Raw genomic sequence first — 12777 nt, 5'->3', positions numbered from 1 at the left:
CTCCCAGATGAACAGGGTCTTGAACGGCTGGAGCGCAGCGCCGGCGGCAACAGTGGCCAGGCCAAATAGCGCGACGAGTGCGATAGCGGTCAGTGCTTTTCTCATGCATCACCAAGTAGGAATCGCATCGCCGCGTAGGTTTCGGGGGCTCCGCTGCTGCGTTGCCAGTCCAGCCCAGCTTCTTGCAGGAAAAGGTTGGTGAGCTTTCCCCAACTGCTCGCCAGTGCGGCCCACTCCTGGCTGTGCTGGGCCATCTCGCGGATGCGTGGCGCCCATTCAGGGATCAAGTTCAGCAGAAGCAGGCAGCGATTCAGGTCGTCCGGGTCATGGGGATAGGCCGCGTGGTGGCGTTCCATGGGCAGACCGAGCATGTGATCGTGGATGGCCCGCGAAGACGCTCCCACTTGACCGTCACTCAGCCATCTGGCGGCCCGCTCCTCGATGGTGCTGCCGGTACCGGGCATGCTGGTGTCGTAGCCCAGCGGGCAGCCGGCGTTATCCAGGGCTTTGACGCAGGCATCATCGAAACTTGCCAGGTCAACCCGGCCCTGAATCAGGTCGTTCATTACCGGGGTGATAGCGTCGAGCTGGCGCTGGTTGAGGGCATGGCCCTTGAGGGTGATGCTCATGCGTCACCGCCTTCCGCCGGCGCGGTCCAATTGTGAATGGCCAGTTCCACACGGTCGGTAGCGACGTCAACGCCTGCGCACAGAACCTCGGCCGACCATTTCGCCATGGCAGCATCGATGGCCTCGTCCAGATCAGCCTCTACCAGGAGGTTGCCGTCCTTGTCCCGCGGGAGAAGGTTGACGACGCTCTTGTCCATGCGATTGACCTCGCGGGCCAGGTCCGATGCGTAGAGAGCCGTGTTGCGCAGCCACAGGTAGCGCTTGGCGTTCTCGGCCTGCACTTCCCGCTCCAGCATCTGGTCCATCTCGACGCAGTCCTGGCACTGGCCATGCTGGCGAATGAAGGCCGCTTCGACGCTGTCCCCGGCGAACCAGTGGTTGCAGCGGCAGAAGGCCGGATCGACTGGTTGTTGCTGGCGCTTCATCTCGGTGACCACCACCTCGACGGCCTCGATCACCGGCACGCCGACGTAGCCGTCCTCGATTGCCACGCGATCAAGCCAGCGCACCAGAGTTTGGAGGCTTTCGGCCAGTTTGCTGTCGCCCGATCCCGGCGCGGGGTGGGGTCGCTCGCCGGCATTACCCGGTCCGGATACAGGTTCGCCGCCAGGATTGCCCGGCTCCGAACTCGCTCCAGCCCCGCTCAGCGCCGCCAGTGCGATCTGTCGCATGTTCGCCGCCGGCAGGTTGTCTTGTTCGGGACAGGGGAACTCGGCGATGGTGCGGAGCGCCAGGTGTGCGTCCCCGTCAGCAAAGTGCGAGATAACCGCACCTGCGCGCCCGATTGCTATGGGCATTCCATTCCGCAGGTATGGGCGTACCGAGTCGATCTGCATGCCCATGCCCGAGCGGAGAACGATAGTGATGGAGTTCATGATCAGTTGCTCCCTGCTGCCTTGGTCAACGCATTGAGCAGAGCCCGCTTCTGTTGCTGACCATGCAGGTACTCGCGCAGGGCAACGACGATCAGGGAGTTCATGCTGCGCGAGTCTCGCTTGGCTTCAGCTTCCACCTCGGCCCTCAGTCCGTCCGGCAGTCGGACAACGAACTTGTCCATGTCCCGGCTGGTGCTGGCCGGCAGTTCGGTTACAACGGCTGCTCGTTTCATAGTTTCTCCAGGGCGAGCAAGGGCCCGCCGGCATTTGTGGCTTTGCCAAAATCGGTTGGGTTATGGGTTTATTGGTGCGTCAGGGGCATGCCGAACTTGCACCCCCTTCGGTGATCCGGTGTTGGTGATAACCGAACAGTCCGTCCAGGTCGATGTCGTACACCTCCTTCCAGGCATCCGCAGGCCACGCCCGGACACGGCCATAGAGAGGGTCTTCGACATAGTTGGGCTGGACTCCGTGGGAATCGCACCATGCACGCAATTTGCGCCAGGCCTGCGGGTCGAATTGAGTCTTGGTGAGGTTCTCTACTGCCTTGACCGTCGCCTGCCGGGTACCACGCCCGAGTTCATCTGCAAGACGACGTGCCTCGCGGACGGCGGCTGAAGCCGATGCCATTGCAGTGGCCTCTCGCCGGGAACCGATCTCTGCCTTGGTGGCGATGGCGTGGTCGCGCTCTTCGATGGCCTTCTGCTCAGAGCGCTTGGATTCCAGTAGGTGCTCCAGTGCCTGGATGTAGTCACCGGGGAGGGCCGGGAGCGTTTGCTTGGCCCGTGCCTCCAACTCGTGCAGTCGATCCAGGCATTTCGCGCGGAGCGGAATGCTGTAGCCCGTCAGGAGGATTTCGACCTCGCGGCGGGGCAGATTGAAGCAATGCTGGAGCCGCCCATAAGCGTCCGGGACATCTCCTGAAAAGTCAGGAGATCTTCCGTCGGCGTCGATCTGATATCCGAGCTCAAGGAGCATCTTGCGAATATCGGCAATGACGTTGTCATGGCGCTTTCCAGTCAATTCGGCAATCTCGCGGCTCGACATGGTGACGGCGTTGGTTGTGGTGATCAGGCTCATGCTGCAGCCCTCCTTTCGCGAGTGGCTTCGAGCATTGCTTTCAACTCGCCTACCTGGCCATCGAGCAGACTTCCCCAGTCGTCGGCCAAATACTGGCCAACACCGGCCAGGCGCTTGTTGTGGGACGGGAACTGTTCGGCCTGGTAGATCGCCCGGAAGATGGCGGACAGGTCGTAGAGGGTGCTGACGGCGAGCTCGATGGAATCGTAGGCCTTGGCGGCCAGGTCGAATGCTTCGGGCGCAACTTGGGTAGGGCTTGCCATTGTGGGGGAACTCCATAGCTGATTAGGGAGCTGCCACCGACCGTCGCCAAACGGAATAGGGTGGCAGACCGCGCGGGGTTGGCGAACCGGGGCTATGGAACCCGGCAGACCCGAAGGTCTCCCCACGCGATCTGCCATAGAGAGACACCGGGTAGCCGGTGCACGCCCAAACGGCAGGCACAAAAAAAGCGCCTGATGTTGGGTTGGCGCTGTCGCGCCATAGCCTGTCGGGTCGCCAAACCCGGCCACTGAATTTGCAGTGACGGGCCGAGCATAGTCCCGACTGTGAACAAGGGTCAAGTTCATCTCGTTCTCCGCGATTCAAACCGGCGATTTGCCGGTTTTACCCATCTGCAGGTATCCACCGCACAACCGCCTCAGTCGAAGCGGCTGTACGCTGGGTTTCCAGCCCCTGCCACGCCAAGCCAAGCCGTTCTCTGCCACGCCAGGCCAAACCCGGCCAAGCCACGTGATGCCTTCGCACCGGACAGCACTCCACCTGAAGCGCTCGCCGCTGCGTCAGATCAGCCCTCTCTGTTGCAGGTCGTTCAGTTCTGCGTCCGCAGATGCGGCCGCTGCCTTCAGGTCTGCCACGGTAAGCTCGTCGAGCGTCTTGCCCAGGCCCTGGATGTGCCGGGCGAAAGCGCGCTGTGCCGGCCCGTTGTAGCCATGGCAGAAGTCGGCTGCGGCGCGCAGTTCACCGTCGAGCTGTAGCGCCAGGATGTTGAGCGGGTCGTTTCTGTCCCAGGCCATGATCACGCCACCCAGGCCACGCCATCGCGGCGAGCAGTCAGGCGAGTTTCGATCTTCCTTTCGCCGCCACGGCGGCTGCGCATCATGTGGTCATCGTTGAGCAGTGGCTGACCGGCGACGAGGAAGGCAAGGGCGATCACGGCGGGCGAGATAAGCCCGCGGCGCATGGCTTCAGCTACCAGGGCGGCACGTCGGGTTACCCCGAGCTTGGTGGTCGCCGCCAAGACGCGCTTACCCACCGTGCCCGGCTGCATGCCCAGGTCGCGGGCCAACTCCTTCGAGGTACGACCCGCAGCGATGCCCAGGACGCACTGAAGCTCACGCAGGGACAGGCCTTTGCCGAGGAAGCCGGTGAAACCGTGTGCGGTGATGGTTTGTGGATGCATTGCTGTCTCCCGTGTGTGCAATTCAATGTATTCATATATGAATTTCATGTCAATGCATTATTGAATTTTTCGAGAGAAAAAAAAGCCCGCAATGCGGGCTTGATAGGTATCCGGTGGCTATCGCCTTCGAATCTTGAGAATCCGCTCTACCTTTTCTGAATGGGTGAGTGGGTCTTCGAACTCAAGCGTGATCTTCACTAGGCGGCTTCGTTGCGCTGCGCTAAAGAGATCACCCAGGTCATCCGAGAGCACCTTAAGCAGAAGCTGCTGGAGGCTGCTTGGCTTATGCCTGCTCCCCTCCAGAGCAATGCAAGGCCTTATTGAATAACCGCGTCGAAGGCCATTGCTGTCTGTCAGTTTCAGCTGGAGCTCAGTCTGGCGCGGATCAAAATCTTCAAGGTCTTCATTCTCAAGCTCTTGGCGCTCTTTATCCTCAATATCTAGTTCCCGCAGTTCGTTCTCTTCAAGAATTTCTTGCTCGCTTGGCGTAAATGGAATGCTTCCCGACCAAAGCCACTCTGCCGAGACCCCCAGCGCCTTTGCTAAGCGGGTGACGGTCTCCCTTCTTGGCTGACCGGTGTCACCTCTAGCAATGCGGTGAACTGTTGGCTGCGGCACATGAGCGCGCCGGCTTAGCTCGGTTTCAGACCATCCTTTTTCTGACATTAGCTCTCTGAGCCGCTCCGCGAGCGTCATGGCGAAAGTCACCCCTTGTAAGACGATGAGAGATTGTATTGCGATGCCCTATTCGTTTGTGTATGTTTGTCAATGCATAGATGAATAGGGTCGTGCAGGATGAATATTCCCGAAGCTTTGGCGAGGCTTGGCTCAGTTGGCCTCTCGCAAAAGGCAATTGCAAAAGCCGTTGGATCGAGCCAATCCACCATCAATAGGGCATCGCATGGTAAGGATATCCGGTTTTCCACCGGCGCTTTGATCATTGAGTTGGCCGAGAGTCTTGAGAAGACCGCAAGCTCCGCCGACCTTGAGCCCATTCTGCCGTCCGATTCCCACATCCGGCAGTGCGCTGATACCGCTGTTCAGGCATCCAGTGTCGAGGTGGCTCCGTGAGCATTTGGCCTGCGGTGTTCGGCCGAGGGGTATCTCGATGCCTGCCAAGCGGATCAGTTTCGCATGCTAAACCGCCACGGTCCGAATCATTAAACCCGGTTAAAAGCCCAGGAGCTCTCTGCTGGCGGAAGCTCTGCACAGAAATCCGGGGTGAGGCGCCCGAAAAAGGGGCACTGGCTACCCACTATTCCTATGAGCGTTCCTGCGCGGAGTCTGGTCAGGGTGACCATCGGCAGGGCCTCTTCAGGGCCTTCGTTTACATGGGCGCTTGGGATATTTCTAAACGGGTGCAGGCTGTCTGCGCTGTTCAACGAAATTCGGGAGCTTGCACTTTGAAAAAGTCTGATACGCGCGCTCGCGCCCCTTCCTCAAAGCCGCCCTGACCTGGGCTGCGCTTTTCAGAATGTGTGGAGGATAGGGATTCCCTGTCTCCAGACAGCAAAAGCCCCGCTTTCGCGAGGCCCTTAGTCGGTAGTCGTTGCAGCGACTGCCTAGGTACTTCTTTGTCTCAAGGGAGACATAAACATGCAACTCAAAAATATCAAAACGTCAAGCCAGGCGCAACAGCCCGTGACCACCGAGGAGGTCGGCTTTCTCCTGACTCCCAGCGGGCTCTGTGCGCTCCAGGTCTGCGAGGGGGTTCCCATCGTAGAGGTGATGCAGCGATACGAGGAGTCGCTCAACGCTCTCTGCGTTTTGCTCAGGCGCATGGCCAGGGACGTCGATCACCCTATGAACGACTCAGAGGCGGAAGCTATCGCGCTGCTCACCGAGGTGGTGGCGGCGATGCACAGTAGCTGCGTGCGGGGCTTGGATGCAGCGGGAGGTGCGGCATGAACGCGCTTCTGAGAGCTCGCCCTATTGACCCGGAGAACAGCTTCTTCAAGGTCAACCCTGGACTTTCCAAGCGGGAAGCCTTGGACGAGATCAGCGCACATCGCAAGCAGGTCGACAGCATCCTGTTCGAGTTGGTCCCTGGGCTCCGCGAGGATGTCGAAAGGACTGATCGCGAGAGCTACCTCGAATGGAAAGCCCGTGAGCGCGAGGTGAAGGATGCGCTGGGAGGTGATCATGTCTGATCTCTCGAAGGCACAGGCCTCTCGTCCTCCGCTTCCTGTCGACGGGGAGGTGATGGAGCGGGTCGAGCTCAGTCGTAATGAGTTCGATCTATTCAACCACGCTCGGAGCGATATGACGCAACTTCGGGCTCTGCTGATGGACTCGGTCGTTCCTGCTCTGGGTGGTCGAGGGCACCCCGTTGTGACGGAGATTCATGACCTGATCGAGCGGATCATCTTGTGCACCGGGAATTTTCTCTACCGCTACAACCAGCAGATCGGCGCCGCCTATCGGGAGCGTGACCTGTGAACCCTGGCAGCTTCGATACCGGCGACACGTTTCAGCGTGCGTCTTCAGGCGATGGAATTCTGTTCTGGTTCATCTCCACGCCTGCCATTCAGAAGGGCGGGATTGCGATAGCCCAGATGGTCGCCCCGTTCTCGACCGAGGAAGAGGCCCAGCGTGGCGCCGATCTGCTGAACGACCGCTTCCCCGGCAACCGTTGCTGGGTAGGCCGTGGCGAGTACGCGCCGGAATACGCCACCCCTGATCGTTTGGATCACGACGCCAAGCGAGCACGCGCCGACCTCGCCGGGCTTCTGTCCGGCATTACCGGGAGGTGCGGCCATGACTGAGCTCGATATCAAGAAGTCTTTGCGCTCGAGGAGAGGGCTGGTCCCGGACACTCCGTCAAGGCTGTGCGGGACGTTCAGTAGCGGCCTGCACGTGCCAGGCCCGCAGCAGATTCTCGACGATTTCCTTGGTCGCGTGGAGCGCGAGCCTGATCCCTGCAAGCGGTTGATGCAGGCGCAGCGTGCAATCGGTGCCTTGATGGGCCTGACTGCCGCCCAGGTTCGAGGTGCTGGTTTCGTGTTCTTCCACAAGGATGTGTTTCGCCGTCTCTCCGAGTTGACCGGCGAAACGGAAAACGCACTGGTGCAGATGGCGGGAGTAGAGCGATGAACCTGACCACCATCGGCGGCCAGGCCGCCACCATGACCAGTATCGATCTGCGGGACATCATCAACGAGGCGCGGGCCGCTGCGAATGAACCCCGCGTCAGGAATGACCAGTTCATCGCCCGGGTGCAGGATGAGCTCGGCGATGAACTTGGGGTATGCAAAAAAATTGCACACCCCCAGAGCGGCGTTTTGATGGAGTGTTACGAGCTCACTTTGGACCAATGCATGCTCGTCGGCATGCGGGAGTCCAAGGGGGTGCGCCGCAGTGTTCTGGAGAGGCTGAAGGCTCTGCGTGCGCCGATGACCCAGGCTGAGCAGATGCTGGCTCATGCGCAGATTCAGGTGCAACTCGAGCGCCGACAGCAGCAGATCGAGCAACAGCAGGCCCAGCACCAGGTCGCTATTGAGCGCGTCGAGCAGCGGGTCGAGGACCTGTCCGAATCCCGCGTTTGGGACCACTGCCCGCAGAACTGCATGCCGATCACCCGCATCCGTGAGGTGATCAATGACCGTTATGGCCTGTCGGCCACCGTGGTGGACGCAGTGGTTCGGCAGATGCCTATCAGCCCGAAGCCCTGGGGCATGGTCCGCAACGGCCACGAGAACGCCCAGGGCAGCCAGTACGCGGTCTGGGCGACCAGCGATATCACTGCGGTCTTCAAGCGCTTCGTCAGCGAGTGCGAGCGGGTTACCGAGACCCAAGCTACCCATCCCTATTTCCCGGGCCGGTTCCGGCTGGCCCCGAAGGTGAAGTCATGAGCAAGAAAAGCAAGCGCAATACCACCGAGCAGGTGACTCCTGAGTTTCTAGCCGCTGGCCGCCTCTACACCAGCATGTGCAAGTCCGGCTTGTCGCATACCCCAGAAGCCGCAACTGCGTTTCAGCGCATGTACGACGCAGCCCCGGAGTCGTTCCGCCAGGAAATGCACGACATGGCTGTGCAGATGGGGCTGATGCCTGCCGTTCCGGATGGCTATACCGACGACGGAGAGCCCGTTTACGAACTGGAAGGGATGGCCAAGCGGCTGGGCATTGATCCCGAAGAGGCGAAGCGCAAAGCCGAAGAGCTGGGCCTCAAGCCGAACACCCTCAAAGTCCATAGGGTGAACTGAGCCATGACCAACACCATCCAGATTCACCGCCACGCCCTGCCTATCGTTGAGTTCCGCAGCAGGCGCAACCTGACCACCCACCTCAAGCGCAAGATGCGGACCTTGGTGCAGCGCCTGGAGAGGGAGGGCTTGGCATGAGCAAGGTCGCCCACCAGTCCGATCCCGTGATGCTCAACGAGCAGTCCTTCGAGCAGTTCGGCAGCGACCAGGTTGCCTACAAGATCTGGTGCTCAATCGACACTGCCTTCGAGCTGCTGGGCCAGTTCGATCCCCCTGTAGTAGCCGAGGTTGCCCTAAACATCGCCGATATCCAGTTCGAGATCATCAAGGCGCGCTTCGCCCTGATGGTGTTGGTGAAGCGGCTGTGCGGCTGGCGCCCGGAAGATATCGATGAAGTATTGGCTGAGCGGCTCATGGAGAAGTTGCTTCAAGCACGGGAGTTGAGCGAATGAGTAGAGATTTCGGTTTTGTTTTCGTCCTGCACTGCCCAATCATGCCTGGTGTGTACTTGCTTGGTTGGAGCCATGGTTCCCCGCACAAGGTTGCCGAGGAACTCTCTAGTTCGCCCGCTGCCCCTCATGATTACGAGGTGGCCTACTACGCGGAGGTAGAGGAACCAGAAGTCTATCTGGGGCGTATTGAAGAGATGTTTTCCGAAAGCCGGTTTTCGCCGGATAGGAGCTTCTTCTGTTCCAAACTGATAGACCTGATCACAGCTATTGAGGGAGATGGCGAGGCATGGTCGACATGGGACAGTGATATGGCCGTGGAGGCCCGAAACCCAGGACAGGTTGATCGACGTAACCCGCTGTGGTTCGAGCAGCCACTGCACAGCCCGGGATACCTTGAGCGGCTGAGAAGGGGGCGCGAATGAGTTCGGTCTCGCCTGATGCATTACACCCTCTGCCGGAGCCGTTGACCCCAACTGACTGCGACCTCTCGACATTCGCATTCATGCCACTGGACGTTCAGCGATTGCTTACTTCCGAGACTTGGGTGCTTGGTTCTGGGGACGAGCGCGCCGCTGCTATGACTCTCTGGCTTGCCAGTTGGCACCAGGTTCCGGCCGCCAGCGTTCCCGACAATGATCGGATGCTCGCACACCTGTCCCAGTGCGCTCGTTGGGACAAGGTGAAGGCCCATGTACTTCGCGGCTGGGTCAAGTGCAGCGATGGTCGTCTGTACCATCCAGTTGTTGCTGAGAAGGCGCTGGAGTCTTGGGTTGAGAAGCTGCTGAATGCCATCTCGGGCGCCACCGGTAATGCTCGTCGCTGGGGTGTGGAGGTAGATATCAGCGGGCTTCAGGGGCAACTGGTCGAGGCGGTTGCTGCTTTAAAAAGCATCGCCCCGCAATCGCGCACCTTGAAGAAGAAGGGTGTAATAACTCTTGCCACGGGATCGCCACCCGAATCGGGTAGTGATCGCCCCCCGATCACACCCCAAATCGACCCCGAATCGGGTAGTGATCGCAACAGACAGGGACAGGGACAGGGACAGGGACAGGGACAGGGATATTTAAAAGATCAAGAGCAGGCGCCGCAACAGCGTCGCCCTTCCCCTGAGGCCGGGGATGATCAACCGACGGAAAAGCCCAAGCGTGCTTCCCGCTTGCCGGAAGACTGGGCCTTGCCGGATGACTGGCTGGATTGGGCGCTGACTGAGCGCCCGGAGTTCAGCGAGGCGGACATGCGTAAGGTTGGGGAGGGCTTCAGGGACTACTGGTGCTCGGCTGCCGGCAAGGGGGCCACGAAGGTCGATTGGCTGGCGACCTGGCGCAACTGGGTGCGCAAGGAGAGCGCACCATCTGCAACTCCGCGGAAGCCGGCGGTGGGCAGCAAGCGCTACCCGTTCATCCCGCCCAGGGGCTACCAGCTCGAGGATCACGAGTTCTGGCACCCGCAGATGACGGACACGGTGCTGTCCACTCGGACCCACGACTTCAGCACCCTTGAGCGTTTGCCGGACGGGGAGGGCGCATGCTGACCCCGTCGGATATTTCCAAGCGCCTCGCTGATCGCGCTGCCGATGTTGCACGGCACCTGCTGCCTGGCGGCAAGCGGGAGGGCGCCGAGTGGCGTGCTGGCGATGCATCGGGCGAGAAGGGCAAGAGTCTGGGGGTTCACCTCGTCGGCGAGAAGGCTGGCGTGTGGTGCGACTTCGCCACCGGTGAGTCTGGCGACCTGCTGGACCTCTGGCGGCTGGCGCGCAACTGCGACATGGCGACGGCGCTGAGCGAAGCGAGGGGCTACCTCGGCGTGCAGGAGCCCAAGCTCATCCGGCCGGTCGAGAGCCGGAAGTCATACCAGCGACCGGACAAGCCAAGGTGCTCGACGCCGAAGGTGGACTCGGTGGTGATGGCGTACCTGAAGGGCCGTGGACTGACCGAGGAGACCATCAAGGCGTTCAAGATCGCCGAGGACGGGCAGAACATCGTGTTTCCGTACCTGCGCAATGGCTCGCTGATCCACTGGAAGAAACTCGGCGTGGAACGTCCTGGCGGCAAGAAGAAAATCACCACGTCGTCGGATACCGAACCTTGCCTGTTCGGCTGGCAGGCCATCCCGGACGGTATCCGGGAGGTGACGATAACCGAGGGCGAGATCGACGCGATGACCGCCTGGCAGTACGGGCGCCCGGCGCTGTCAGTGCCCTTCGGTGGCGGCAAGGACGGCAAGCAACGCTGGATCGAGTACGAGTTCGACAACCTGCAGCGCTTCGACGTGATCTACCTGTGCCTTGACGACGACGAACCTGGCCACCAGGCGACCGAGGAGATCGTTCGGCGCCTTGGGCGTGATCGGTGTCGCCTGGTGAAACTGGGTTGCAAGGACTTCAACGAAGCCCTGGATGCCCTGTACTACAGCGCCGACGACATTGCGGAGTGCTACGCCAAGGCGAAGAACTTCGACCCGGAGCGCCTGAAGTCGGTGAGCTCCTACTCGGAGGAGGTCAAGGCTGAGTTCTACGACCAGAACCCGGAAACTATCGGCATGGAGCTGCCCTGGAGCGCCTACGCCAACAAGATCCGCTTCCGGCCCTCGGAGGTCACGATCTGGACCGGCTGGAGCGGACACGGGAAGTCGCAGTTGCTGAACTACCTGGCCTTCCACGGCATGAACCGCAAGGGCAGCCAAGACCGGTTCTGCATCGCCTCGATGGAGATGCCGGCGCGGCGAACGCTTCAGCGGATGGTCCGGCAGGCCTCCGGGATGTCTTGTCCTTCGAGGGGCTACATCGACGCGATTCTCGACTGGCTCGACGGCAAGCTATGGATCTACGACCAGTTGGGCACCGCGAAGACGGGCGAAATGCTCGAGGACTTTCGGTATGCCGCGCGCCGGTACGGGGTGAACCACTTCATCGTCGACAGCCTGGCGAAGCTCGGCATGGCCGAGGATGACTACAACGGCCAGAAGCAGGCCATGGAGGCGTTGGTGGGGTTCGCTCACGAGATGAACGTCCACGTCCATCTGGTCGCCCACCCGCGGAAGGCTGACGACGAGGGTAAGCCCCCGGGCAAGCTCGACGTTCGCGGTGGCGCCATCCTCACCGACCTAGCCGACAACGTGTGCACGGTCTGGCGGAACAAGCGCAAAGAGATGGCCAAGGGAGACGACTACAAGGACCAGAGCGATGTGCGCCTGATCATCAGCAAGCAGCGCCTCACCGGAGATGAAGGCATCTTGGACCTGTGGTTCGACAAGGCATCCAACCAGTATTTCAGTGCGAGCACTCACAAGGCCCGGAACTGGGTCCACTACGAGGGCGCGCGGGAGCAAGCAGCATGAGCAACGTACAACCGATGGCACCCCGCAAGGTCATGACCAGGCTGGAGCGGGAGTTTCTCAAGGTGGCCGGCCAGGAGCTGGCGCAGGTCAAGGTGGGCGGTGCTGCTGCCTTGGCTGCGCTGTTGGTCATGATCGCCAACTGGCACGGCGACCGCGGCACTCTGGGTTTTCACGACTATGGCCGGCTCTGGTTGCTGGACGGCAATGCGAAGGGCGCGGCGGTGGAAACGCTGCTGCGCGATCTGTTTGGCCTGAACGGTCCGGGGGCGGCATGAGCAGAACTCGAACCTACGTGGACAAGCTGCTGGGCGATACCGAGTATCTCCTCGAACAGTGGGGGTGGTGGCGCATGGATGGGATGGGGGTTCCCGGGTATGTGTCGCCGGCCGCCGCTATCATGAGCCAAGCCATGCCAATGTCGAGCCCCAAGGCCTACCACGTCACTGACGATATGGCCTTGGCCGTCGACCGGGTCATTGCTCGACTCATCGACAGGGCGCCGCAGGCCGGCGACTTCGTGTGGCTCTACTACGGCGCGAAGTGGCCGGCCCTGCGCATCGCGCGTGAACACCAGATCGGCGAGGCCAAGGTGAGGGAGACGTTGAAGCTGGCTGTGGGCTGGGTCGACAGCGCCCTGGAGCGGTTCCGCGAGAGCGCTTGAAGAAATAGTTTTACGCGCGGAATGAAGGGTGTTTTCATACCAGCGTGAATTGCTGTGAACGCAGCGTGACGCACTCGAAACCCGGCCCTGGCGCCGGGTTTTTTATGGGTATTCGGGAAAGGGTGTTGTTAGCCCCTT

Annotated in this window: 23 protein-coding genes; 15 read left to right on the top strand and 8 right to left on the bottom strand. The window is 60.9% G+C overall.

Annotated features, from left to right (window positions below):
- Nucleotides 1–101: 101 nt before the first annotated feature.
- The 8 genes from HMPREF2924_RS34150 to HMPREF2924_RS34145 form a co-directional block, all read right to left on the bottom strand.
- Complete coding sequence (locus HMPREF2924_RS34150; protein WP_023099129.1) at nucleotides 102–629, bottom strand: hypothetical protein; 528 nt, start codon at nucleotides 627–629, stop codon at nucleotides 102–104.
- The gene (locus HMPREF2924_RS36050; RefSeq protein ID WP_169311278.1) at nucleotides 626–1504 is read right to left on the bottom strand and encodes a hypothetical protein; all 879 of its coding nucleotides are present in this window, start codon (nucleotides 1502–1504) and stop codon (nucleotides 626–628) included. The genes HMPREF2924_RS34150 and HMPREF2924_RS36050 overlap by 4 nt, the downstream gene beginning before the upstream one ends.
- Before the next feature lie 2 nt (nucleotides 1505–1506).
- Nucleotides 1507–1737: an Arc family DNA-binding protein gene (locus HMPREF2924_RS08490; protein WP_031637080.1), complete on the bottom strand. Its 231-nt coding sequence runs from the start codon at nucleotides 1735–1737 to the stop codon at nucleotides 1507–1509.
- Between the two features lie 79 nt (nucleotides 1738–1816).
- Entirely contained in the window at nucleotides 1817–2584 is a 768-nt protein-coding gene (locus HMPREF2924_RS08485) for a Rha family transcriptional regulator (protein WP_021205286.1), read from the bottom strand.
- Nucleotides 2581–2847, bottom strand: coding sequence for a hypothetical protein (locus HMPREF2924_RS08480; protein ID WP_021205287.1), 267 nt, complete (start codon nucleotides 2845–2847; stop codon nucleotides 2581–2583). The genes HMPREF2924_RS08485 and HMPREF2924_RS08480 overlap by 4 nt, the downstream gene beginning before the upstream one ends.
- 519 nt (nucleotides 2848–3366) lie before the next feature.
- Nucleotides 3367–3600 carry a hypothetical protein gene (locus tag HMPREF2924_RS08475; protein WP_023124649.1) on the bottom strand — a complete coding sequence of 78 codons (234 nt, stop codon included), beginning with the start codon at nucleotides 3598–3600 and terminating at the stop codon, nucleotides 3367–3369.
- 2 nt (nucleotides 3601–3602) lie between these two features.
- Complete coding sequence (locus tag HMPREF2924_RS08470) at nucleotides 3603–3986, bottom strand: response regulator transcription factor (RefSeq protein WP_023099082.1); 384 nt, start codon at nucleotides 3984–3986, stop codon at nucleotides 3603–3605.
- A gap of 117 nt (nucleotides 3987–4103) precedes the next feature.
- Nucleotides 4104–4682: a helix-turn-helix domain-containing protein gene (locus tag HMPREF2924_RS34145; protein ID WP_071535011.1), complete on the bottom strand. Its 579-nt coding sequence runs from the start codon at nucleotides 4680–4682 to the stop codon at nucleotides 4104–4106.
- Nucleotides 4683–4781: 99 nt separating this feature from the next.
- On the opposite strand from HMPREF2924_RS34145, the gene HMPREF2924_RS34140 reads away from it, so the two are divergent.
- From HMPREF2924_RS34140 to HMPREF2924_RS08405, 15 genes are all read left to right on the top strand, one after another.
- Entirely contained in the window at nucleotides 4782–5057 is a 276-nt protein-coding gene (locus HMPREF2924_RS34140) for a hypothetical protein (RefSeq protein ID WP_174484980.1), read from the top strand.
- 525 nt (nucleotides 5058–5582) lie between these two features.
- Complete coding sequence (locus tag HMPREF2924_RS08465) at nucleotides 5583–5894, top strand: hypothetical protein (RefSeq protein ID WP_023094539.1); 312 nt, start codon at nucleotides 5583–5585, stop codon at nucleotides 5892–5894.
- Nucleotides 5891–6136 carry a hypothetical protein gene (locus HMPREF2924_RS08460; protein WP_023099120.1) on the top strand — a complete coding sequence of 82 codons (246 nt, stop codon included), beginning with the start codon at nucleotides 5891–5893 and terminating at the stop codon, nucleotides 6134–6136. The genes HMPREF2924_RS08465 and HMPREF2924_RS08460 overlap by 4 nt, the downstream gene beginning before the upstream one ends.
- A complete protein-coding gene (locus HMPREF2924_RS08455; RefSeq protein ID WP_033869214.1) occupies nucleotides 6129–6425 on the top strand; it encodes a hypothetical protein in 297 nt (98 codons plus the stop codon). Before HMPREF2924_RS08460 ends, HMPREF2924_RS08455 begins: the two co-directional genes overlap by 8 nt.
- Complete coding sequence (locus HMPREF2924_RS08450; protein ID WP_023099118.1) at nucleotides 6422–6751, top strand: hypothetical protein; 330 nt, start codon at nucleotides 6422–6424, stop codon at nucleotides 6749–6751. The genes HMPREF2924_RS08455 and HMPREF2924_RS08450 overlap by 4 nt, the downstream gene beginning before the upstream one ends.
- Complete coding sequence (locus tag HMPREF2924_RS08445; RefSeq protein WP_023099117.1) at nucleotides 6744–7079, top strand: hypothetical protein; 336 nt, start codon at nucleotides 6744–6746, stop codon at nucleotides 7077–7079. Before HMPREF2924_RS08450 ends, HMPREF2924_RS08445 begins: the two co-directional genes overlap by 8 nt.
- Entirely contained in the window at nucleotides 7076–7837 is a 762-nt protein-coding gene (locus tag HMPREF2924_RS08440; RefSeq protein ID WP_023093235.1) for a hypothetical protein, read from the top strand. Before HMPREF2924_RS08445 ends, HMPREF2924_RS08440 begins: the two co-directional genes overlap by 4 nt.
- Nucleotides 7834–8190, top strand: coding sequence for a hypothetical protein (locus tag HMPREF2924_RS08435; RefSeq protein WP_019486509.1), 357 nt, complete (start codon nucleotides 7834–7836; stop codon nucleotides 8188–8190). Before HMPREF2924_RS08440 ends, HMPREF2924_RS08435 begins: the two co-directional genes overlap by 4 nt.
- Nucleotides 8191–8193: 3 nt before the next feature.
- Nucleotides 8194–8328 carry a hypothetical protein gene (locus HMPREF2924_RS36375; RefSeq protein ID WP_019486508.1) on the top strand — a complete coding sequence of 45 codons (135 nt, stop codon included), beginning with the start codon at nucleotides 8194–8196 and terminating at the stop codon, nucleotides 8326–8328.
- A complete protein-coding gene (locus HMPREF2924_RS08430) occupies nucleotides 8325–8642 on the top strand; it encodes a hypothetical protein (RefSeq protein WP_003119039.1) in 318 nt (105 codons plus the stop codon). The genes HMPREF2924_RS36375 and HMPREF2924_RS08430 overlap by 4 nt, the downstream gene beginning before the upstream one ends.
- Nucleotides 8639–9064 carry a hypothetical protein gene (locus HMPREF2924_RS08425; RefSeq protein WP_019486507.1) on the top strand — a complete coding sequence of 142 codons (426 nt, stop codon included), beginning with the start codon at nucleotides 8639–8641 and terminating at the stop codon, nucleotides 9062–9064. The genes HMPREF2924_RS08430 and HMPREF2924_RS08425 overlap by 4 nt, the downstream gene beginning before the upstream one ends.
- Entirely contained in the window at nucleotides 9061–10173 is a 1113-nt protein-coding gene (locus HMPREF2924_RS36180) for a DUF1376 domain-containing protein (protein ID WP_023099115.1), read from the top strand. Before HMPREF2924_RS08425 ends, HMPREF2924_RS36180 begins: the two co-directional genes overlap by 4 nt.
- Nucleotides 10167–11978 carry an AAA family ATPase gene (locus HMPREF2924_RS08415; protein ID WP_003119041.1) on the top strand — a complete coding sequence of 604 codons (1812 nt, stop codon included), beginning with the start codon at nucleotides 10167–10169 and terminating at the stop codon, nucleotides 11976–11978. Before HMPREF2924_RS36180 ends, HMPREF2924_RS08415 begins: the two co-directional genes overlap by 7 nt.
- The gene (locus HMPREF2924_RS08410) at nucleotides 11975–12253 is read left to right on the top strand and encodes a hypothetical protein (protein ID WP_015648203.1); all 279 of its coding nucleotides are present in this window, start codon (nucleotides 11975–11977) and stop codon (nucleotides 12251–12253) included. Before HMPREF2924_RS08415 ends, HMPREF2924_RS08410 begins: the two co-directional genes overlap by 4 nt.
- Nucleotides 12250–12639: an antiterminator Q family protein gene (locus tag HMPREF2924_RS08405; RefSeq protein ID WP_004353175.1), complete on the top strand. Its 390-nt coding sequence runs from the start codon at nucleotides 12250–12252 to the stop codon at nucleotides 12637–12639. The genes HMPREF2924_RS08410 and HMPREF2924_RS08405 overlap by 4 nt, the downstream gene beginning before the upstream one ends.
- Nucleotides 12640–12777: the final 138 nt, after the last annotated feature.

Origin of the sequence: Pseudomonas sp. HMSC063H08, assembly GCF_001813645.1 — a bacterium.
Classification (GTDB): Bacteria; Pseudomonadota; Gammaproteobacteria; order Pseudomonadales; family Pseudomonadaceae; genus Pseudomonas; species Pseudomonas aeruginosa.
The sequence above is the reverse complement of the archived record's forward strand: the minus strand, read 5'-3'. Positions and strand labels throughout refer to the sequence as shown.